At 36.9% G+C, this 22915-nt stretch carries 22 protein-coding genes and 1 tRNA gene; 5 read left to right on the top strand and 18 right to left on the bottom strand.

Annotated elements, in window-relative coordinates; all coding sequences use genetic code 11:
- Window positions 1–2: 2 nt before the first annotated feature.
- On the bottom strand, window positions 3–1187 hold the full coding sequence (locus AB9L17_RS20675) for a phosphoglycerate kinase (protein ID WP_068986838.1): 1185 nt from the start codon (window positions 1185–1187) through the stop codon (window positions 3–5).
- Between the two features lie 234 nt (window positions 1188–1421).
- Between AB9L17_RS20675 and AB9L17_RS20680 the strand changes: the two genes are divergently transcribed.
- Window positions 1422–1550: a hypothetical protein gene (locus tag AB9L17_RS20680; RefSeq protein ID WP_263297454.1), complete on the top strand. Its 129-nt coding sequence runs from the start codon at window positions 1422–1424 to the stop codon at window positions 1548–1550.
- A gap of 184 nt (window positions 1551–1734) precedes the next feature.
- Here AB9L17_RS20680 and gap read toward each other — a convergent pair whose 3' ends face one another.
- Together gap and AB9L17_RS20690 are read right to left on the bottom strand one after the other, a co-directional pair.
- On the bottom strand, window positions 1735–2751 hold the full coding sequence (gap, locus tag AB9L17_RS20685; RefSeq protein ID WP_068986839.1) for a type I glyceraldehyde-3-phosphate dehydrogenase: 1017 nt from the start codon (window positions 2749–2751) through the stop codon (window positions 1735–1737).
- A gap of 122 nt (window positions 2752–2873) precedes the next feature.
- A complete protein-coding gene (locus AB9L17_RS20690) occupies window positions 2874–3908 on the bottom strand; it encodes a sugar-binding transcriptional regulator (RefSeq protein ID WP_068986840.1) in 1035 nt (344 codons plus the stop codon).
- A 494-nt stretch (window positions 3909–4402) separates the two neighbouring features.
- Between AB9L17_RS20690 and AB9L17_RS20695 the strand changes: the two genes are divergently transcribed.
- Window positions 4403–4951, top strand: coding sequence for an NAD(P)H-dependent oxidoreductase (locus tag AB9L17_RS20695; RefSeq protein WP_375199735.1), 549 nt, complete (start codon window positions 4403–4405; stop codon window positions 4949–4951).
- Between the two features lie 182 nt (window positions 4952–5133).
- Here the strand turns inward: AB9L17_RS20695 and AB9L17_RS20700 are convergent, their stop codons facing one another.
- The 5 genes from AB9L17_RS20700 to AB9L17_RS20720 form a co-directional block, all read right to left on the bottom strand.
- Complete coding sequence (locus AB9L17_RS20700; RefSeq protein ID WP_068985956.1) at window positions 5134–5493, bottom strand: winged helix-turn-helix transcriptional regulator; 360 nt, start codon at window positions 5491–5493, stop codon at window positions 5134–5136.
- A 294-nt stretch (window positions 5494–5787) separates the two neighbouring features.
- Window positions 5788–5910, bottom strand: coding sequence for a hypothetical protein (locus tag AB9L17_RS20705; protein WP_263297453.1), 123 nt, complete (start codon window positions 5908–5910; stop codon window positions 5788–5790).
- Between the two features lie 451 nt (window positions 5911–6361).
- Complete coding sequence (locus tag AB9L17_RS20710) at window positions 6362–6598, bottom strand: glutaredoxin family protein (protein WP_375199736.1); 237 nt, start codon at window positions 6596–6598, stop codon at window positions 6362–6364.
- A 170-nt stretch (window positions 6599–6768) separates the two neighbouring features.
- Window positions 6769–9042, bottom strand: a complete 2274-nt coding sequence (locus AB9L17_RS20715; RefSeq protein ID WP_375199737.1) for a S9 family peptidase — start codon at window positions 9040–9042, stop codon at window positions 6769–6771.
- A 557-nt stretch (window positions 9043–9599) separates the two neighbouring features.
- The gene (locus AB9L17_RS20720) at window positions 9600–11873 is read right to left on the bottom strand and encodes a S9 family peptidase (protein WP_068985959.1); all 2274 of its coding nucleotides are present in this window, start codon (window positions 11871–11873) and stop codon (window positions 9600–9602) included.
- A gap of 216 nt (window positions 11874–12089) precedes the next feature.
- Here AB9L17_RS20720 and AB9L17_RS20725 point away from each other — a divergent pair, with 216 nt between their 5' ends.
- Window positions 12090–12704 (top strand): spore coat protein, encoded by a 615-nt coding sequence (locus AB9L17_RS20725; RefSeq protein WP_068985960.1) that lies wholly within the window; start codon window positions 12090–12092, stop codon window positions 12702–12704.
- A gap of 58 nt (window positions 12705–12762) precedes the next feature.
- On the opposite strand, the gene AB9L17_RS20730 is transcribed toward AB9L17_RS20725, so the two are convergent.
- From AB9L17_RS20730 to AB9L17_RS20745, 4 genes are all read right to left on the bottom strand, one after another.
- A complete protein-coding gene (locus AB9L17_RS20730; protein ID WP_375199738.1) occupies window positions 12763–13485 on the bottom strand; it encodes an amino acid ABC transporter ATP-binding protein in 723 nt (240 codons plus the stop codon).
- Window positions 13482–14186, bottom strand: a complete 705-nt coding sequence (locus AB9L17_RS20735; protein WP_068985962.1) for an amino acid ABC transporter permease — start codon at window positions 14184–14186, stop codon at window positions 13482–13484. The genes AB9L17_RS20730 and AB9L17_RS20735 overlap by 4 nt, the downstream gene beginning before the upstream one ends.
- Before the next feature lie 250 nt (window positions 14187–14436).
- Window positions 14437–15237: a basic amino acid ABC transporter substrate-binding protein gene (locus AB9L17_RS20740; RefSeq protein WP_068985963.1), complete on the bottom strand. Its 801-nt coding sequence runs from the start codon at window positions 15235–15237 to the stop codon at window positions 14437–14439.
- A 502-nt stretch (window positions 15238–15739) separates the two neighbouring features.
- Window positions 15740–15814 (bottom strand) — tRNA-Arg (locus AB9L17_RS20745).
- 459 nt (window positions 15815–16273) lie between these two features.
- On the opposite strand from AB9L17_RS20745, the gene clpP reads away from it, so the two are divergent.
- Both clpP and AB9L17_RS20755 read left to right on the top strand, forming a co-directional pair.
- Window positions 16274–16855, top strand: coding sequence for an ATP-dependent Clp endopeptidase proteolytic subunit ClpP (gene clpP / locus AB9L17_RS20750; RefSeq protein WP_068985964.1), 582 nt, complete (start codon window positions 16274–16276; stop codon window positions 16853–16855).
- 192 nt (window positions 16856–17047) lie between these two features.
- Complete coding sequence (locus tag AB9L17_RS20755; RefSeq protein ID WP_375199739.1) at window positions 17048–17647, top strand: hypothetical protein; 600 nt, start codon at window positions 17048–17050, stop codon at window positions 17645–17647.
- Between the two features lie 5 nt (window positions 17648–17652).
- On the opposite strand, the gene AB9L17_RS20760 is transcribed toward AB9L17_RS20755, so the two are convergent.
- The 6 genes from AB9L17_RS20760 to trxB all read right to left on the bottom strand — a co-directional run bounded on the left by AB9L17_RS20760 (window position 17653) and on the right by trxB (window position 22833).
- A complete protein-coding gene (locus AB9L17_RS20760; RefSeq protein ID WP_068985967.1) occupies window positions 17653–17910 on the bottom strand; it encodes an HPr family phosphocarrier protein in 258 nt (85 codons plus the stop codon).
- Window positions 17911–18024: 114 nt separating this feature from the next.
- Window positions 18025–18972 carry a DNA-binding protein WhiA gene (gene whiA / locus AB9L17_RS20765; protein ID WP_068985968.1) on the bottom strand — a complete coding sequence of 316 codons (948 nt, stop codon included), beginning with the start codon at window positions 18970–18972 and terminating at the stop codon, window positions 18025–18027.
- Window positions 18973–19042: 70 nt separating this feature from the next.
- Entirely contained in the window at window positions 19043–20038 is a 996-nt protein-coding gene (locus AB9L17_RS20770; protein WP_223553850.1) for a gluconeogenesis factor YvcK family protein, read from the bottom strand.
- A 4-nt stretch (window positions 20039–20042) separates the two neighbouring features.
- Window positions 20043–20936 (bottom strand): RNase adapter RapZ, encoded by an 894-nt coding sequence (gene rapZ, locus AB9L17_RS20775; protein ID WP_068985970.1) that lies wholly within the window; start codon window positions 20934–20936, stop codon window positions 20043–20045.
- Between the two features lie 9 nt (window positions 20937–20945).
- Window positions 20946–21413 carry an NUDIX domain-containing protein gene (locus AB9L17_RS20780; RefSeq protein ID WP_068985971.1) on the bottom strand — a complete coding sequence of 156 codons (468 nt, stop codon included), beginning with the start codon at window positions 21411–21413 and terminating at the stop codon, window positions 20946–20948.
- A gap of 475 nt (window positions 21414–21888) precedes the next feature.
- Entirely contained in the window at window positions 21889–22833 is a 945-nt protein-coding gene (gene trxB / locus AB9L17_RS20785) for a thioredoxin-disulfide reductase (protein WP_068985972.1), read from the bottom strand.
- Window positions 22834–22915: the final 82 nt, after the last annotated feature.

Consider the following 22915-nt stretch of genomic DNA (forward strand, 5'->3'; position numbering starts at 1 on the left):
TTTTATTTATCGTTTAATGCCACAATTCCTGGAAGCTCTTTACCTTCCATTAATTCAAGTGATGCACCGCCACCAGTTGAAATGTGGTCCATTTTATCGGCAACTTCAAATTTTTCGACTGCTGCTGCAGAATCTCCACCGCCGATCACTGTATAACCAGTTGTTGTTGCCATTGCGTCAGCTACAGTTTTTGTACCATTCGCAAATTTATCCATTTCAAAAACACCCATTGGTCCATTCCAAATAATTAATTTAGAATCTTTAATAACCTCAGCATAATTCGCAGCTGTTTTCGGACCGATATCTAAGCCCATCCAATCGGCAGGAATCGCATCTACATCTACAATTTGAGTTTCTGCATCTTTTGAAAATTCATTTGCGACAACTGCATCGACCGGCATATGTAATTGCACGCCTTTTGCTTTCGCTTTTTCAATAAAGGATTTTGCTAGGTCGATTTTATCTTCTTCTAATAAAGATTTACCGATATCGTAGCCTTGCGCTTTAATGAATGTGAATGATAGACCGCCACCGATAATTAGGTGATCTACCTTTTCTAATAAGCTTTCAATAACACCAATTTTATCTTTAACTTTGGCACCACCGATAATTGCTGTAAATGGTCGCTCTGGGTTAGATAATGCCTTACCTAGCACATCTAATTCCTTTTGCATAAGGAAACCAGAAACAGCTGGTATGTGCTTTGCAATTCCTTCTGTTGACGCATGTGCACGGTGAGCGGCACCAAACGCATCATTCACATAAACGTCCGCTAATTTTGCAAACTGCTCTGCTAATGCTGGATCATTTTTCTCTTCACCAGCGTGGAAGCGTACATTTTCAAGTAGAAGCATGTCGCCATTTTGCATGTTTGCAACAGCTTCTTCTACTGCTTGACCAATCGACTCATCTAATTTAGTAACAGGTTTACCCATTAACTCAGCTAGACGAACGCCTACTGCAGTTAGGCGCATATCTTCTTTTACTTCACCTTTTGGACGTCCTAAGTGAGAAGCTAAAATTACTTTTGCACCTTGCTCAACCAAATATTCGATTGTAGGGATCGCTGCTCGAATACGTGTTTCGTCAGTAATCACACCATCTGCCATTGGTACATTAAAATCAACACGTACAAATACGCGCTTGCCTTTTACATCAATATCTTTCATCGTCTTCTTGTTTAACATGAAGAAACCCCCTTCAAATTTTTAGTCGTGAATTTCTTGGATTCACCCATCTTGGCTCTTCACATCATTCACTAACTTATACTGTATTAGATAAAATTATTCGGTCTATCATCACCAAAATTAGGAATGGCATTTGTTAAAACGTATGCCATGTATATAAATTGATTGGAGTGCAGACTGGGCGACTCCTCGGGGATCAGCGTCACAGATGAGACCCTGGAGCGAGCATCGCGAGTGAAGCGGCTCATCGGACGCCCCCAGGAAAGCGCCCTGTCGGAACGGAAATCAACCCCACTTTATGGTGAAGTACCCTTTTACTTGTTTTTAATAGTAGCAAAAGTCTTGTTCGATGTCTTGCATTAGCATAACCATTCATAAGAAAAGCACACTTACTTATATAACGTATAAAAAAAGAGTAAGGGTAAATTTCCCTTACTCTCATTACCCTTGTATATTATATCTTTTAGATATTATAAAGGCTATACTTTTTGTGCGTAAAAAGCGGTATTATGTCACACTTTTTACTTCAAATGTCGAATTATGATACTTATTTATGATCTAATCCTTTTTCTGCGATATATAAAGCTAAGTCCATTAATCGAGTAGAATAACCAATTTCGTTATCATACCATGCTAGAACCTTCACCATACTATTTTCTAATACCATTGTAGATAGTCCATCTACAGTTGAAGAGTTATGGTTACCATTGTAGTCAATTGAAACTAATGGTAGTTCATTATATCCTAAAATACCTTTAAGCTCGTTTTCTGAAGCTTCTTTTAATGCAGCATTAATGGATTCTTTTGTTACTTCTGATTTTAGCTCTACTACTAAGTCAACACATGACACGTTTGGTGTCGGTACACGCATAGAGAAACCATCTAATTTACCTTTTAATTGAGGTAATACTTTTGAAACCGCTACTGCCGCTCCTGTTGTTGTTGGAATCATTGACACTGCACCGGCACGTGCGCGACGTGGATCAGAGTGCGGGAAGTCAAGGATACGTTGATCGTTTGTGTAAGAATGAATTGTTGTCATCATACCGCGCGCAATACCGAATTTTTCATCAAGTATTTTAGCTACTGGTGCTAGGCAGTTCGTTGTACAAGAAGCGTTTGAAATAACGTCATCTGTTTTAGGATTGTAGTCCTCGTGGTTTACACCCATTACAAATGTCGGCATGTCACCTTTCGCTGGAGCTGAAAGAATTGCTTTTTTAGCACCTGCTTGAATATGCTTGCCTACCTCTTCCATTGAGCGGAATCTACCTGTACATTCAAGTACTACATCTACACCTAGTTCACCCCAAGGTAAATTAGACGGATCTTTCTCAGCATAAACTCTAATATTTTGTCCATTTACTACAAAAGAATCGCCTTCTGCATAAACATCAGCATCGTAGATACCGTGTACTGAATCATATTTCAATAAGTGTGCAAGCTGACCTGCATCTGTTAGGTCATTTACTGCAACCACTTCAAATTCATCGTGTTTCAATGCTTCACGAAATACTAATCGTCCAATACGTCCAAATCCATTAATCGCTAATTTTAATGCCATTGTCAATTCCTCCAATAATGTTTAAATGATAGATTTTGCTTTTATACTCATTCAGAGGGTGTTATTTCACCCGCTGAGCTACGAGTTACCTATTACTTTTTCCATCTCTAAAGACGGTGTATTCATTTATAAGAAGGTAATCCTTCAGCGATCGCTTTTGCAGCTGCCTCATCCGTTATAAAAATTGTTTGCTCTGGTGCTACCTTAAAGTACGATAGCATGGCCTTCACTTTTTGTTTACCGGCAGCAACTGCAATGACTTGCTTACTTCTTTGAACTTGCTCAAACTGAATACCGATTGTTCGAATTCGATGTACAATTTCGCCTTCTGCATTGAAATAATAGCCAAATGCTTCACTAACTGCTCCCTTTTCTTCGAGAATCCGCAAATCCTCAGGTGATGAATTACGACGAACAGCCATTTCCTCTGCCGAGCCAATACCATGAATGACACAATCTGCACGATCATAATAATCCATCATTTCAGTTACCATTGGCTCTGTTAACATCGCTTGATAAGCCTGCTCACTTAAATGCTCAGGTAAAAACAAGGTACGATATTGTGCATCCATCTGCATGGAGAAGGTCGAGACAAGTGTATTAGCTTGCATTTGCATTTCATGTCCAATGCCTCCACGTGCAGCAACAAATGTAATGTTGTGTGTATCAGCTGGATGTAAGAATTGCGTGATGGATGCAACCGACTTTCCACCCGTAACAGCTACTATCTGACCATCAAAGCTTGTTGATATAAATTGATGTGCCGCCTCTTTTCCAAGCAATGTTAATACCGTATCGTCTTCATTGTAATCACCTGGAACAACAATTACGCGCTGTAAGCCAAAATGATTTTCCAGTAATTTAGCTAGCTGTGTAAGACCAGACCATTCATAGACTAGTGCTCTTAGTTTTTCAATAACTACTTCACCATCGTCTGTACATACCATACCCGATTTTAGAGAATCTAATAACCCTTGCTCACGTAAAATATCCGTTTCTTTACGAATTTCTCGTTCGGTCATTTTAAGTGAATCCGCAAGTGTTCGACGCCCAATTGGCTGCATTAGCTGAACTGTTTGCAAAATACGATATCTTGATTGAAGAAGCGGAGATATTTCTGGAAGTAGCTTTTGCTGTGCCTCAGGTACAGATAACATATTCATCTACTCCCTTTTTGATAGTTGTGGGTTGTATTTTGTCCCACTATATAAAATTATGTCCCACTTATGGTTTCATTATAATACGCATGAAAATAAAGAGCAAGTAAATGCTATGTATTGGCATAAAAAATTATTATTTACAACAAAGTGGCTTAATCATATATGGTGCTGAGGCACATTGGGAGAAATTTTTATTGCATCTCTAATGGGCTTTAAAATAAAGTTTGATCAGAAGTGCGCTACAAACATTGATGGTACAATAGAAAAACCCCACCCATTTTGAAAAAAGATTGAAAAAATGAATTCTTATCCGGCAGATACAGGATTCGTTTTTTATGGATCATTTTCTACTTGTTCGACAATCGTACCCGCCATTTAAGTCGGGACACTTACCTTAATGAAAGTACCTGTACTAAATGTGCATACTTATATATTAGTGGTTTGTTCTTTATACTCGAGAAGAAATAAATAATTCTTGGGAGGACTAAACTTTGAAAACTCTAGTTATCGTAACTCACCCTAGCATAAATACTTCTGTCATAAATAAGCGATGGGTAACAGAACTTAAAAAATATCCGGAAAAGTATACTGTACACGAATTGTATAAAGTGTACCCCAATGGAAACATTGATGTAGAAAAAGAACAAAAATTGGTTGAATCTCATGGAAATCTTGTTCTTCAGTTCCCTATATATTGGTTTAATTGTCCGCCTCTCCTTAAAAAATGGCTTGACGATGTATTTGCTTATGGTTGGGCTTATGGTTCAAATGGCGGGAATAAATTAATGAATCGCAAAGTTGCTTTAGCTGTATCAGCAGGCATTAGTAAAAAAGATTATAGTGAAGAAGGAAGATATCGCTATACACTCGAACATTTATTATCTCCTTTTGAAACTACCTTCCTATACTGCAATGCAGATTATCGTTCATTCTTTGCGTTTTACGGCACAGAAAAAGCACCTAGTATGGAAAATGTACAATTTAAAGGCGAATTGGAAAAAAGCTCACAAGATTATTTGAATTTTGTTGACAACCTGTAAAAGATTGCTTTTTTGAATAAGAAAGAGGCTGTGACATAATTATATATTCTAAGCAAAATTAAAAACCTTCGCATCAGAAAAAGCGCGAGAAATCAACGTTTCTAAAATTGATTTCTCACGCTTTTTAAGGTTTTGACCAGTTATGTCCCAGCCTCTTTGATTGAAACAACATAGCTCTGTGCCTACCTCTGTAAAGCCTCCTGAGCTGACAAACGGTTTTGCTCCCCCCATTCGCACATCATATTTAACACGGGAATAATCGAAAGACCCCGTTCAGATAATGAATATTCAACTTTTGGAGGTATTTGGGGAAATTCCTTGCGTATGATAAGGCCATCTGTCTCCAAGTCTTTTAACATCATGCTTAGCGTTTTAAAGGGAATAGTACCGATACATCGCTTCAACTCATTAAACCTCATAACCTTATTTTCAGACAGCCAATACATAATAATCATTTTATATTTACCACCAATTACGGACAACGTATATCCAAAGCTAGTGTCTTTTAATTCCACGCCAGTCGGAACACAGGTTTCACGCATAAATTTCAATCTCCTTTTGGCAAGTATATGATAAAAAAAATAAATACTATACTATAGATAATTATACATTATTACCTTATTATATATAAAATGGACATTATCATTAAATATCTAATTTAGTGCACACTTTAATATAAATGACCAATCTTTATTACAAATAATCGGACTTTGTAATAAAATTTAATCTAATATGAAATGGATACCTCTTATTAGTTAAAATCCTTGACCATTTTGTTTTTCAACACAATAAAAAACTCGTAACCAATTAGACATGGCTACGAGTTTTTAGTTAGCTTATTTTGTGAAAGATAATATTGCGTTTTTCTTAAATCCGCCTAAAGCTTTTGTTGCTTCATTTTTATTTGTGTATTCAAAAATACGAACGTCCTTTTTCTCAAATACTGTAATAACCCACATTGTAAAATCTCCCTTCAAATATGTTTATGTTTTTGTAATATAACAACCACTAAAAATCGTGATACTTTTAAAAACTGTTTTATAACAACCTCTTACTTGATTCCTATTCTACTCCGATTTTTTTAAAAATAAAGCCTAATGTGAAGGTCTTCACAAACTGTTCAAATTCATAACGCTTTCATTGAACAATTTGTGAATTGTGGTTTTTCCCCCTTAAGATTTGGGTACTGCAACCAAAAAAATTCCGCTCCCTCTTCACGCCACATATGTAGCAGAAGAGATGCGAAATTTTTAGGAAGGTTTCATTCACTTTATGTTTTGCTTCATTAAATGAGCGATTTGCTGCTCATTTGTATGTTTGATTTCTTCTAACTTTTGTATAACTAATTGCTGCCTTTTATTTGAATGATTCTAAAAGCCACTGGTATGTACATTAGCAAATCCCCCTTTGTTATTCGGTACACAAATGCTCCATGAGTGTTGCATAATCCAAATTGCCGTATTGTATAACTTGCCCATCCTTTTCTACTACTGGAATCATTAACATATATTTTTCATGTATGTCCTCGTCTTCTTCAATGTCAATGATTTCAATATCGAAATCTATATCCTCCTGTACAAGCTTTAATGTATGCAGTCCCTCTACACATAATCCACAATTAGCTCGACTAAAAAATTTCACGTTCACTTACAGCACCTCCATAAAGTAATTATAAATCGAAACAATTCTCTATAAGTAAGATACTGTAATCCCCCTTACTTGCCAACTCTCTTATTAGTATTAATCCCTTATGATCAGGCCTCTAACTAGAAAAAAACTGTGCAAGAAACTTACTTCCTGCACAGTCTTCTCTCATATTATTTTTTTAAATGACTATCTAAGAATTTAATCATTGCATTATAGAATTCAATACGGTTTTCTTCATTTCTGAAGCCATGACCTTCATTGTTCTTCAGCATATATTCGACATCAACGCCTCTTGCACGTAATGCCTCAACGATTTGATCAGATTCAGCCTTATTTACACGTGGGTCATTTGCGCCTTGTGCTACAAATAATGGCGTTTTAATTTTATCCACATGGAAGACAGGTGAAGCTGCTGTTAATAGCTCTTTATCCTTCTCCGGATGCCCTACGCGCTCATAAAGTTGGTTACGCATTGTTTCCCAATATGGAGGGATTGTATTTAATAATGTAAAGATATTTGATACACCTACATAGTCAACTGCTGCTGCATATAAATCTGGTGTAAACGTAATACCAGCTAACGTTGCATACCCTCCAAATGATGCACCGTAAATCCCGATGCGTTCTGGGTCTGCAATACCTTGGTCAATTGCCCATTGTACACCATCTGTAATATCATCTTGAATTTTTAGACCCCATTGCTTATTACCCGCATCTAAAAACTCTTTTCCGTAACCCGCAGAAGAACGGAAATTCACTTGTAGCACGGCATAACCACGGTTTGCTAGTAATTGCACTTCTGGATTAAAGCCCCACATATCGCGTGCCCACGGACCACCATGTGGATTGACGATCAGTGGTAAGTTTTTAGCCTCTTTGTTTTTCGGTAAAGTTAAATAACCGTTAATCGTTAAGCCATCTCGACTCTTATAAGAGATTGGATGCATTTCTGCAAGCTCCTCTGGGTTTAACCAAGGGCTTAATGTTGCCATTTCTGTTAATTCATCTGTTGTTGAATCATAGTAATAATATTTCCCGTAAACAGTGTCACTAGAAACGCTAACAATGAATTTTGTCATCTCTTTGTTGTAATCATTGATGCCTAATTCACTTTCAGGCACACCTAATTTGTTTTGGATTTTACGGAATAGTTTTTCAAATTCCTCGTCAAAGAATTGATAATGTAGCTTATCTGTTACATATGCCCCATACAATACTTTATCTTTCTCAGCATTATATAATACACTTGATACATCCACTTCTGAGTTGGACATAATTACTTCTTCTTTACCTTCTAAATCATATTTAACCACTTCTACTTTATCTCTTCCTTTATTAGAAGTAGCGTAAATATATTTATTGTCTTTGGAGAAACTAAAAGGACTTACATCATCCCCGGCTTCTATTTCAATTAATGGCTTGAATTCATCTTTTTCTGAATCACGATAAAGGACCGTTCCTTCTACACCGTCTGAAACTACTGCCACTCGAACATTGCCATCACGATCTGCTAACCAGCTACTAACATTACCTGGATTTTTAGCAACGTGTGTTGTTTTACCAGTCTTCACATTCAGCTTGTACACATCAAAGACTTTGGCATCTTCTTTATTCATCATAATAAGGATTTCGTCTTTAACGCCCTCTAAACCGCTTAGTAACCCAACTGTTACATTTGGATAAGGTGTTAAATCCTTTTCCTCATTACCATTAAATGATGTTGAATAAATGTGGAAGTTTTCATCTCCACCTTTATCCTTTACATATAGTAAATTATCATCTTTCCAGAAAGATCCACCGATATCGCGATCCGTTGAGCTAGATACACGTACTGGCTCGCTATCGTCATTCATTTTTTTCACGAAAACATTTGAACGATTTTCCCATTCAGCATTATACGTAATGTAATTACCATCTGGTGAAAGTGAATAGCCAAAGTTTCCTGGATTTTTCACAAAATCTTCAACGGAAATTTCTTTCACACCTTCATTATTTACACCGTTTTGCACTTTTTTCGTATTATTCAGAATCTTAACTGCATCTTGTTTAGAAATCGTTTCACTATTTGAAAGACCGTTAAATAAACCAAGCTTATTGGCTTTTTCCTGATACTCAGCAAGGGTTGCTTCTTTTTCCTCTTTATCTAAGGCTCTTACTAAAATACGTGCTGCTTCATCACGTTTAATTTTCGCACTTAAATCTTTTAATTCTTCACCTTTTACCCACTGATCAATAATTTGCTGGCGCATTGTTTGTGATCCATGTTGGTATGTTAGTGCTGTTACAGTTAAATCTAGAAACTCCTTAGCAGATAAACTTTCCTCTTTTACTTCTACTTGACTGCTAGTTTCATTGGCAGCGCGCACTTCCTGCATAGATACAGGAATGACAACAGATGTTGTTAAAATAACTGCTAATGATGCTGATAAAAATCTTTTTTTCAAAATGATTCCTCCTTATATCAGTCCGCGTTATATCATTTGTCAACACAATGAAATTATAACAACTTTAGCATTTTTGTCAATTAATGGTTTCGATAATTAAAAGAAATCAAAGCGATTAAGAACAAGAGATATCCTGAACCCCTTGCTTTTGGATATTATTTTAGATTTCCATGATCTGTGTATTCAATAACCATATTTTATTTCATTTTTACTTAATGCAAAATGTTCATCTTTGTGATCATCAGATTTACACTTCCATCTTCCTCTTTAACACTCAAAATATAGCATTAATTTTAAAATGAATAAAATCAATATTTGTTTATTTTAGAACATGTTTTGATAATCTATTATTGTATTTAGACAACCGTTGTTACTCAAGAACCCGAAAAAAAGTAAACGCTCCACCACTTTTGCCTGATGGATCGAAGCGACATAGCGCTTTAGCCTAGACGAAAACTACGCCATTGGTTACCCACAACTTAAAAATCTATAGTTTCCTTAACAACTAGAAAAAGACTGTGTAAGAAGCTTACTTCCTGCACAGTCTTTCTTTTGTATTATTTTTTTAAATGACTATCTAAGAATTTTAGCATTGCATTATAGAATTCAATTTTATTTTCTTCATTTTGGAAGCCATGGCCTTCATTATCTTTCAGCATGTACTCCACATCTACGCCTCTTGCACGTAATGCTTCAACGATTTGATCAGATTCAGCTTTATTGACACGTGGATCATTTGCACCTTGAGCTACAAATAATGGCGTTTTAATTTTATCCACATGGAAGATAGGTGAAGCAGCTGTTAATAGCTCTTTATCCTTTTCTGGATGACCTACACGTTCATACCACATGTTGCGCACTGTTTCCCAATACGGAGGAATTGTATTTAATAATGTAAAGATATTCGATACGCCTACATAATCAACTGCTGCTGCATATAGATCTGGTGTAGTCGTGATACCAGCTAACGTTGCATAACCACCAAATGATGCACCGTAAATTCCGATGCGTTCTGGGTCTGCAATACCTTGGTCAATTGCCCATTGTACACCATCTGTAATATCATCTTGGATTTTTAGACCCCATTGCTTATTACCAGCTTCAAGGAATTCTTTTCCGTAACCAGTTGAAGAACGGAAATTCACTTGTAGTACCGCATAACCACGGTTTGCTAATAATTGCACTTCTGGATTAAAGCCCCACATATCACGGAACCATGGTCCACCATGCGGATTGACGATAAGTGGCAGATTTTTAGCCTCTTTGTTTTTCGGTAAAGTTAAATAACCGTTAATTGTTAAGCCATCTCGACTCTTATAAGAGATTGGATGCATTTCTGCAAGCTCTTCTGGGTTTAACCAAGGACTTAATGTTGCCAATTCTGTCAATTCATCCGTTGTTGAATCGTAGTAATAATATTTTCCGTAAACAGTGTCACTAGCAACGCTAACAATGAACTTTGTCATATCTTTATTGTAATCATTGATACCTAATTCACTTTCAGGCACACCTAATTTGTTTTGAATTTTACGGAATAATTTTTCAAAGTCCTCATCAAAGAATTGATAATGTACCTTATCTGTTACATAAGTACCGTATAATAATTTATCTTTATCAGCACTATATAATACGCCTGTTACATCCACTTCTGGGTTGGACATAACTACTTCTTCTTTACCTTCTAAATCATATTTCACTACTTCTACTTTGTCTCTTCCTTTATTAGAAGTTGCATAAATATGTTTATTGTCTTTAGAGAAAGTAAGTGGCATTACTTGTTCCCCTGCTTCGAACTCTATAAATGGCTTGAATTCATCTTTTTCTGAATCACGATAAAGCACAGTTCCTTCTACACCATCTGATGCAACTGCCATACGCACATTGCCATCACGATCCGCTAACCAGCTAATAATATTCCCTGGGTTTTTAGCAACATGTGTAGTTTTACCAGTCTTTACATTCAGCTTGTACACATCAAAGACTTTGGCATCTTCTTTATTCATCATAATAAGGATTTCGTCTTTAACGCCCTTTAAACCGTTTAATAATCCAACTGTTACATTTGGATATGGTGTTAAATCCTTTTCCTCATTACCATTAAATGATGTTGAATAAATGTGGAAGTTTTCATCTCCACCTTTATCCTTTACATATAGTAGATTATCACCTTTCCAGAAGGATCCAGCGATATCACGATCTGTTGAACTAGATACACGTACTGGCTCGCTATCATCATTCATTTTTTTCACGAAAACATTTGAACGATTTTCCCATTCAGCGTTATACGTTATGTAGTTACCGTCTGGTGAAAGTGAATGACCAAAGCTTCCCGGATTTTTCATAAAATCTTCAACGGAAATTTCTTTCACGCCTTCATTATTTACACCGTTTTGTACTTTTTTTGCATTATTCAGAATCTTGACTGCGTCTTGTTTAGAAATTGTTTCACTAGTTGAAAGACCGTTGAATAAACCAAGCTTATTGGCTTTTTCTTGATACTCAGCAAGTGTTGTTTCTTTTTCCTCTTTATCTAAGGCTCTTACTAAAATACGCGCTGCTTCATCACGTTTAATTTTCACACTTAAATCTTTTAATTCTTCACCTTTTACCCACTGACTTATGATTTGCTGACGCATTGTCTCTGATCCATGTTGGAATGTTAGAGAAGTTACAGCTAAATCTAGAAATTGCTTAGCAGATAACTGTTCCTCTTTTACTTCTACTTGACCGCTAGTTTCATTGGCAGCGCGCACTTCCTGCATAGAAACGGGAATGACAGTAGATGTTGTTAAAATAACTGCTAATGATGCTGTTAAAAATCTTTTATTCAAAATTTCTTCCTCCCTTATATCAGTTCTCGTTATATCGCTTGTCGATACAATGAAAATTATAACAATTTTAGTCCTTTTGTCAATAATTGAAAATATTTAAAGAAAAATTTCCTTTTAGACCAATAAAAATGTGAATTGCACATATACCGTATGAAATTTATTTAAAACGACATACTAAATACTGCAATAAACTATGTCATTAAGGAGGCGTTTTTTTTGTCACAATCGTTTTACAATGAACCATCTAACCAAACATCATTCAACCAACAGCACAGCCTAAATCATGGTGGACATGAAGTAATGGACATGCATGAAACACTTGGCGAAATCATTGCTGGTATGAATCAATCTATTCTTTTACGACCTCAGGTTAAGGACACTGAGTTACTTAGCATTTTGGATCGCCAATATAATTTCACACTAGGCATGTATAATACCATTGTGGAGTCATTTAAAACTGGTCATGATCCATCTGTTCCTACAGGTCGTTATCAAATGGAAACAGGGCATGATTTTAAATTCGGCTTAAACCCTGGACAGCCAAAAAAGCCTATGCAAAATGCGAGTGAGATCAATGATGAAGCAATTTCTGGCTTCTTACTTGGTGCTCAAAAAGGCGCGGCAAAATGTATGACTGCGGCTGCAACAGAAACGACAAACCCTGTCGTTCGTCGTGTTGTTGCAGATAGTATTCCCAACTGCATCGAAATGGCATACGAATTATCTATTTACCAAAATAAGCATGGCTATTATCAAGTACCTCAATATTCTCAACAAGATATGCAAACGATGCTTAATTCATTTGACACTACAAAAAATCCTCTTCATTAAATACAAAAAGAGCAGTCCCTATTGTGATGAAAAATCACTAGGGATTGCTCTTTCCTTATTAAAGTACTTTTCCTAAAAAGGCTTTTGTTCGTTCATTTTGTGGGTTACTGAAAATTTCTTTAGGTGTTCCCTCTTCAACAATATAGCCACCATCCATAAAGACAACACGATCGCCAACTTCACGAGCAAAGCCCATTTCATGAGTAACAACAATCATCGTCATTCCTTCAGCGGCTAGATTTTTCATAACGTCTAGCACCTCTTTGACCATTTCAGGGTCAAGTGCCGAAGTAGGTTCATCAAATAAAATAGCTTTTGGCTTCATTGCTAAAGCACGAGCAATGGCAACACGTTGCTGCTGACCTCCTGAAAGCTGTTCAGGATAGTTATAAGCCTTACTATCAAGACCGACCTTTTTCAAGAGCTCATGTCCGAGTGCTTCCGCTTCCGGCTTTCCCATCTTACGGATTTGCATTGGCGCCATCGTCACATTATCAATAACAGTCATATGTGGGAATAAATTAAATTGCTGAAACACCATCCCCACTTCAGCTCGAATCGCATTAATATTTGTTTTTGGATCATTAATTTTGACATTCTCAATATAAATTGCACCATCTGTTACTTCTTCTAGCATATTGATGCAACGTAAAAATGTACTTTTCCCCGAGCCTGAAGGACCAATAACACAAACAACTTGCTTTTCTTGTATTTCATAATCAATACCCTTTAATACTTCCAGCTTACCAAAATATTTGTGTAAATTTTCAATCTTAATCATCGTGCTTCCCGCCCTTCTGCCTTACGAGGGACATAGCTATTACTAAATCGTTTTTCAATAAATGCTACAATCTTTGTTACACCATACGTTAAAATTAAATATAATAAGGCTGCAACAATATATGGTTCCCAGAAACGGAAGCTAGCACCTGCCACTACTTTACTTGCATATAAAATATCTGGAGCCGCAATAACGGTTACTAAAGATGAATCCTTTAATAAGGCGATAAATTCATTGCCTAGCGGCGGAATCATACGTCTAAAAGCTTGGGGTAAAATAACTTTACGCATCGCTTGGTTATGCGTTAAGCCCAGAGAACGAGCTGCCTCCATTTGCCCTTTAGCAATACTTTGAATGCCCGCACGGAAAATTTCTGCATTGTATGCCGCACAATTTAAAATAAGTGCCGTAATCCCTGAAACCATATAGCCTAGTGAATGCCCAAAAATTGACGGTATCACCGCTAAGTGAATTAATAAGATTTGCACAAGCATCGGAGTCCCACGGAATAAATCTACATATAACTTACATGGCCAATAAATCCATTTTTTATCTGATAATTTTCCAAGACCTAAAAATAACCCTAAAAGAATTCCTCCAAAATAACCACTAAGTGTTAAAACAAGCGTCACGCCAATACCACGTATAAACATATCACGGTAGTTCCAGACTGTGTCCCAGCGTAAGTCAAAGATGTCCATCCGAAAACCCCACTTCCCCTTTAGAGTTAATCCAAAAAATCATTTCGCCTTGGTATAGTTGCGTGCAGATTTTGAATTGTGCCTAGACCTACACGAAGGCCGACACAAGAACCTCATACTCATTCATCCCGCCACCTTTAGAGATAGGAGTCTTCTGTAGCTGATGCGTTGCTTTCACTACAGAAGACATTTGCTGAATGAAAATTAATGGGCCGCTAACTATAACTATACTAGTGGCATCACGCATTCATTATTTTTCTTTAAATTCTGTGCCTGTAATTTCTTTTAATTTACCGTTTTCTTTAATTTTTTTCAGACCTTCATTTAGTAGGTTTAACAACTCTGTGTTCCCTTTTTGAACCATAAACCCATAATATTCTTTTTCAAATGCATCATCTTCTATTATTTTAAGTTTTTCGTTTGGATGTGCCTTAATATATTCATACACTACCGCATTATCACCAATTGCTGCGTCTACGTTTCCGTTTAGCATCTCTTGAATAGCGACTGGTTGATTTTCAAACGCCAAAATATTTGTACTTGATTCTCCTTGCAGCTTTTTAGCAGCTTCATGTCCAGTAGCATTAATTTGTACTGAAATCTTTTTATCTTTTAATTCAGCTAATGATTTAATCTTTGAATCTTCCTTTACAACGATTAATAATTGAGATTCATAATATGGCTCAGTAAAGTCAAATGACTCTTTACGCTTTTTATTGATTGTTATGCCAGATGCACCGATATCTGTTTCACCATTTTTAATCGTTTGGAATACAGGCTCCCAACCAATGTTTTGCCATTCCACTTCAAAGCCCATCTCATCAGCAATTGCTTGTAAAATATCGACATCAATTCCTACAACATTTCCTTTATCGTCAAGTGATTCAAATGGCGCAAAGGTAGCTTCTGTTCCTACCTTATAAACTTTTTTACCATCCTCACCCTCAGATGGCTCGCTACCAGATGATGTCTTTTCTTTAGCACCACAGCCAGCTAGAACTAATGCAAATACTGCCACGATCATCAATAGCATCGATAAACTTCTTTTCATAGTATTTTCCCCCTTATTCCATTACCTTCCCGAAACACATTTTATTGTTTGTTAATTCGGAAATGTTAGACTATTAGGTCAATTATAGTGACATTATTCACTTTAGACAACAACAATTCGCATAAAAGTAATTGTTTTTTCATAAAAATTAATTTTAGTTGGTTTTTTTAGCAAAAAACGGTATGAATGAACAAAAATCTAACCTAAATTGTATATTTATACAAATTCGAACTATGCCGAAGATAGATATATTTTGGCAAAAAAAAAGAATCCCCTCAGAAAGGATTCTTTTTTCCGACTAGTATACTAGTCTTCACGTACAGTATGTTCACTAAAAAATAATTTGGAGTTATTGCTTTTTTGAAGGTTTGAAAGAAACACATAAGGGAATAATGCTAACTAAGCAGAATTCCCACTATTTTCCCTTCATTCTCCACTAAGCAGGCTGCTAAACTACTTATTAGGAGAATTGCTATAAAAGTAAATCAAATAATCAGTAAAATGGCGCCCTCGGAGGGAATCGAACCCCCAGTGCAAGAACCGGAATCTTACGTGTTATCCATTACACCACGAGGGCAATTAGACACAAAAAAAAAGTACTCACTCAAAGGCTTTCCAAAAAGCATGATGTAGATAATCCTCATTTGAAGCATACCTGCAAAATAGTGTACTGTACTTTAACTTATGACCTTACCAATTATACAAACGTATTGCTCATAATTCAACTATAGAATGCAAAAAGATTTTAATTTTTTTTAGACTCTTCATCAAAATATGTACTTGACTATCCATTTCACGACAGAAGGACGCTTCCCGTAGTGTGAACTAAGCCTTCTTGGCGCTTACACTTCGTTACATCAACCATACTGTTTTAGTCATGAACAGTTTTCAGTATTGGCTATTTATTTAATTTCACTTTAGCAGGGATAATATTTGACCTTCCCTGACTATAATGTGTATGATAAGGATACAGCTGATACACAATGGATGTTATCAGCAAAAGTATTCGAATTTAGTTTTTTAAGGAGGATTTAACATGAATTTAATTCCTACAGTTATTGAACAAACAAGTCGTGGTGAACGTGCTTATGACATCTATTCACGACTACTAAAAGACCGTATTATTTTATTAGGAAGCGCGATTGACGACAATGTAGCTAACTCCATTGTTGCTCAGCTTCTATTCCTACAAGCAGAAGATCCAGATAAAGATATCTTTCTTTACATCAACTCACCAGGCGGATCAATCACTGCTGGTATGGCAATTTATGACACAATGCAAATCATTAAGCCACAAGTACAAACAATTTGTATTGGTATGGCAGCATCTATGGGTGCTTTCCTACTTGCTGCTGGTGAACCTGGTAAACGCTTCGCATTACCAAATGCCGAAGTAATGATTCACCAACCTCTTGGCGGTGCACAAGGTCAAGCAACTGAGATTGAAATCGCTGCAAAACGTATTTTATTCTTACGCGAAAAATTAAATGGCATTTTATCAGAACGCACTGGTCAACCGCTTGAAGTAATTTCAAGAGATACAGATCGCGATAACTTCATGACTGCTGAGCGTGCCAAAGAATACGGCTTAATCGATCAAATTATGGAACGCAAATAAAAAAGTTAAAGGCATCCCAGATTATTTCTGAGATGTCTTTTTTTGTTCGACATCCATGTATGTATGGTTTGATGGGGTGATCCATCACTTTGGTTGTTCTATCCATGATTTTGGCGGTTCTATCCACGATTTTGGCTCTTCTATCCATCACTTTGGTCATTCTATCCATTACCTAATGGTTCTACCCTATATTTGACTTTTCTTTTCGTAGTTTCGGCCTTTCTTTCCGTCGCTCAGGCTCTTCTTTCCGTCGCTTCGGCTCTTCTTTCCGTCGCGGTCTTTTCTTTCCGTCGCTTCGACCTTTCCTTCCGTCGCTCAGGCTCTTCTTTCCGTCGCTTCGGCTCTTCTTTCCGTCGCGGTCTTTTCTTTCCGTCGCTTCGACCTTTCCTTCCGTCGCTCCGGCTCTTCTTTCCTTCGCTTCAGCCTTTCTTTCCGTCGCGGTTTTTTCTTTCCGTCGCTTCGACCTTTCCTTCCGTCGCTCCGGCTCTTCTTTCCATCGCTTCAGCCTTTCTTTCCGTCGCGGTTTTTTCTTTCCGTCTCTTCGACCTTCCCTTCCGTCGCTCCAGCTCTTCTTTCCGTCGCTTCAGCCTCTCTTTCCGTCGCAGTCTTTTCTTTCCGTCGCTTCAGCCTTTCTTTCCGTCGCTTCGGCTCTTCTTTCCGTCGTTTCAGCCTTTCTTTCCGTCTCTTCGACCTTTCCTTCCGTCATTCAGGCTCTTTTGTTCTGCGTTGCAAAGACGCAAAAAAACTGCCCAGCATGTAAGTTTTACAGCTTGGACAGTTTTTGCATTATAGGTTGTTTAATCTTCTTCTTCGATTAGTGCTGCCAATGCTGTTACCGCTTGCTCAGCATCGTTCCCATCACTACTAAGGACAACTTCTGTTCCTTTTGCAATAGCTAAACTCATTACACCCATAATGGATTTAGCATTTACTTTTTTCTCTTCTTTCTCAAGAAAGATATCTGCGCTAAAACGATTTGCCTCTTGTACGAATAGCGCCGCTTGTCTAGCTTGTAGTCCTAATTTTAATTTTACATGGACTCTTCTCTCGGTCATTCTCAAAACTCCCCTTTACTACCGTTCATTTTATTAGTTTTATCTTACCTCACTTACTAGCAAAAGAACAATACGCGATTACACATGACATTCATACCTGAAAAGTATGAAAATTTAACCATCAATTTTTTCACCACTTCTTAATGCATCGGCAATTTCATCGATTTTCCTTAATCGATGATTGACTCCTGATTTACTAACCGTTCCACTTGATACCATCTCACCAAGTTCTTTTAGGGTTACATCTTGATATTCTACTCGTAATCGTGCAATTTCACGAAGCTTTTCAGGCAATTGATCTAGGCCTATTGAATTTTCAATAAAACGAATATTCTCTACCTGTCGTAATGCTGCACCTATTGTTTTATTTAAATTTGCTGTTTCACAGTTAACAATTCGATTAACACTATTCCGCATGTCTCGCAATATGCGAACGTCTTCAAATTTCATCATTGCTTGATGAGCGCCTACAATATTAAGAAAATCAGAAATTTTTTCCGCTTCTTTTAAATAGGTTACAAAGCCTTTTTTTCGTTCAATTGTCTTTGCATTTAGCTCAAATTCATTCATCAAATCCATTAAAGCCTCGCCATGCTCTTTATATAATGAATAAATTTCTAAATGGTATGCTGATGTTTCTGGATTATTGACAGAACCACCTGCTAAAAATGCGCCTCGTAAATACGCTCTTTTTTGACCACCCTTTTTTATGAGCTCTCGAGATATAGTATGATTAAATTGAAAATCGTCTGAGATGATTTCTAAATCGATTAGTAGCTCTCGCGCACCTTCTCTTACACGGCAAATGTATACGTTATTTTTTTTCAAACGCATTTTTTTTCGAACAAGTAACTCTACATTATATGGATACAGCTTTTTCATAATCGTATAAAGCCTTCTTGCGATTGCAGCATTTTCCGTTTGTACGTCTAAGCTTAACTGTTTATTAGCAAACGATAATGAACCATTCATACGAATTAGGGCAGATACTTCTGCTTTCATACAATGATTGTCTGCTTCTATTTGGGTCAATTCCTTTTTAGTTTCAGAAGCAAAAGACATATCAAGCCCCCCTTTCCAACCAACCTTTAGTTCTATGTATATGTCCATCTTATCATATACAAATAGCGCTTTATGATTCTATAATTGGTTCACTTATATTTTGTTTATAGATATTTGCGTAATCTACAAGCCATTTTGCAACGTTTGCTGCATTATGACGAACCGTCCCATCTGAGCGAATCGTAGCAATATCTCGTTTAATAACCTCTAATCCCATACTTTCAAGCTTCGCAACGTCAAAAGTTACTGGCTCAGCACATTCTTCCTTATAAAGCTCTTCTACAGGATGCGGTAGTTTTACATCATTTACTAAAATAGAATCAATAAAGGAATCTCCAACATGTTTGTATAAAGCTTGCACATGGTCACCTGCTGTATAGGAAATCGTTTCACCTTTTTGAGTCATTAAATTACAAACGTATATTTTTCTTCCTTTAGCCCTTATAATGGCTTCACCAATTCCTTTTACAAGAAGGTTTGGAATAATACTTGTATATAAACTTCCCGGACCAATTAAAATATAGTCAGCACGATTGATTGCTCGAATAGCCTCTGGTAGCGGTTGCACGTTTTCAGGCACTAAAAAAACACGACTCAATCGTTTTTTAGCCATTGGAATTTTCGATTCACCTTCAATTATTGAACCGTCCTCTAGCTCTGCATGTAAATTTATCTTTTTGTTGGCTGCTGGTATGACGCGACCATGGACCTTTAAAACCTTTCCCATTTCACTAATAGCATGGTTAAAATCTCCGGTAATTTCCGTCAAAGCAGTCAACATTAAATTCCCTAATGAATGTCCACGTAAATCTTCTGATGCTGAAAATCGATATTGAAACATTTGCTCTACAAGTGGCTCAACATCCGATAACGCAGCAATAACATTACGAACATCACCAGGTGGTGGAATATCATAGTCATCCCGTAAGCGTCCTGAAGAACCACCGTCATCAGCTACTGTCACAATTGCAGTAATTTCAAATGGGTGGTGCTTGAGCCCTCGTAGTAAAGTAGAGAGCCCTGTACCACCACCTATTACAACAAGCTTAGTTCGCTTCTTTCCCATTCACTCAATCCTTTCTACGATTGATGTCACGATGTGTAATAACAGCATTTTCTTTATTGGCTAAAAACGCCCCGAAATATTCAGCTAATGTCACCGAACGATGCTGTCCACCAGTACAACCAAAAGCAATGACAAGTTGTGATTTGCCCTCTTGTCTATAAAGAGGAATCATAAATTCAAACAGATCCGTTAATTTTTGAATGAGTGTTTGCGTATCTTCAAGTGCCAGAACATAAGAAGATACCTCAGTTTGTAAACCCGTTTTATGGCGTAACTCTTCTACATAGTATGGATTTTTTAAAAAACGAACATCAAACACTAAGTCTGCATCTATCGGCATACCATGTTTAAATCCAAAAGACATGATATTTACTGAGAAAATATTATCGGCATCACTGGCAAATTCTTTAACAATTTTTTCGCGTAGCGCTTTTGGCTTCATGTTAGATGTATTATAGATAAATTTAGCGCGACCCTTTACTTCCGATAAAAGCTTCCGTTCTTGTTTAATGCCATCTAACGGTAACCCATTTACAGCCAATGGATGTGCACGTCTTGTTTCCTTATAACGTCTAACTAAAGTTGCATCATCCGCATCTAAAAATAAAATTCGTGCAACAATATCGCCTTCTTTAAGAATATGGTCGAGTGCGCCAATAAGAGAATCAAAAAAGTCGCCACCACGCATATCCATGACAGCTGCAATACGTGTAATATTTTTACCCGAATCCCTGAGCAGGGTTAAAAATGTTGTGAGCAACGCTGGTGGTAAATTATCAATACAGTAATACCCTAAATCCTCAAAGCTTTGAATCGCTACTGTTTTTCCAGCGCCAGACATTCCTGTAATAATAACCAATTCATGTGTATTTTTTCGGTCTTCAACCACCACTGTCATGCAGCTCCTTTATTGTTCTATTGATATTTGTATTTTCTCATGAAGTAATTCAAAATCAGTCGTATATTCAAACGTACCGTACTGAATGCCTGATTGTGAGATGGCAAATTGTAAATTTGTTCGATCACCTTCAGCCATAGGCAAATGTTTTAAATCCTCTACTGGGTGCCATGCAAGTTTGCCCTCTCTAGTTTCAACAAACGGTACACCTTCTACATCCTTGGCAACAAATGTATAAAGCATCCATTCATCCACTATCTCATTATTTTCTTTAATAATCATCGTATAAACACCCTTTAAATGAGCATTTAATGGTGTGACATTTGTTTCTTCTTGAAACTCACGTACAGCAGCCTCATAGATTGACTCACCACACTCCATTTTACCGCCAGGAGCTACGTACCAGCCGCGTCTCGGCTTCTGAAGTAATAATATTTGACCGTCTTTTACGGCTATTAAATTTGCAATTCTTTGCATAGGCACACCTCTAATCACTTTTGCATTCTACCTTTTATTATAACAAGACCAAACAAGGTTTGTCCTCCATTCAGAACTTTAGGTGCATAGCAATTTTAGCTTCACTACTATCTACGGGAACTATGTTTTAACCGCTACTTAAACATATGAAACGGTGCAATAAAAAATCAAAATTTTTAATCACAACAAAAATAGGTTGCTCCACCTAATTTGGTGGAAACAACCTACTAAACAAATTAAAAGGGGGATTGCTAATTACACTTTATATATTACACCTTTTATATGTCATTCAAGTTACAACAATATTAAAACCGTATTAAAATTGTATATTTTTCCTTAAAATTTCATCAAGAGAATCATCACCATATCGTGTGGTTGATTTCCGTTCCAACTTATATTGGCATAAGTTTTAACAAATGTCATCCACAACTTTTGGTGTTGAGTCAATCAAAACAGATTTTAGTCTTGATCCACTTTAAGCATTAATTTTTTCTAATAATTTTTCCACATAATGCTGTACTGCTTGTGCTGCAATACTTCCATCACCTGTCGCTGTAACGATTTGACGAAGTGACTTTTCACGCACATCTCCCGCAGCGAATATACCAGGTACGGTAGTTTCCATATTATCATTTGTCAAAATATAACCAGCTTCATTTAAAATCCCTAGAGACTCAAATGGTTTAGTTAACGGTAGCATACCAATGTATACAAATACGCCATCCGCAACAAAATTAGATTCTGTACCATCTACAGTTGATTGTAGTGTTACACTTCCAACTTTACCTTCAGCCTCATTAATTTCTTTGACTGTTGCATTCCAAATGAAATCAATTTTTTCGTTTGCAAAGGCACGGTCTTGAAGAATTTTTTGCGCACGTAATTTATCACGACGGTGCACAATTGTTACTTTGTCTGCGAAGCGAGTTAAGTAAACCCCTTCTTCAACAGCAGAATCCCCGCCACCTACGACAACAAGATTTTTTTGCTTGAAGAATGCACCATCACATACTGCACAATAGCTGACACCACGGCCTCCAAGTTCTTTTTCGCCCGGCACGCCCATTTTTTTATACTCCGCACCTGTAGAAAGAATAATTGCTCGTGTTTTGTATTCTTTAGCACCTGATTTTATTGTTTTATATTCCTCACCATCAATAATTTCAGTCACATCGCCATACACATACTCAGCACCGAATTTCTTTGCATGGTCGAACATTTTTGTAGAAAGTTCAGGCCCTAAAATTGTATCAAACCCTGGATAGTTTTCCACTTCTTCTGTATTCGCCATTTGTCCACCAGGGATACCACGTTCAATCATTAAAGTTGAAAGGTTGGCACGCGACGTATAAACAGCTGCAGTCATACCAGCAGGACCTGCACCAATTATTACAACATCATAGATTTTTTCTTCCGACATAAATACTTCCCCCTAAAACAAATGTTTTTTTATGATAACTTCATCGTATGTGAAAGTAAAAAGTTATTCAACTATGTTGCTC

It is taken from the genome of Lysinibacillus sp. RS11 (assembly GCF_042019215.1).
In the GTDB taxonomy this organism is placed as follows: Bacteria; Bacillota; Bacilli; order Bacillales_A; family Planococcaceae; genus Lysinibacillus; species Lysinibacillus xylanilyticus_A.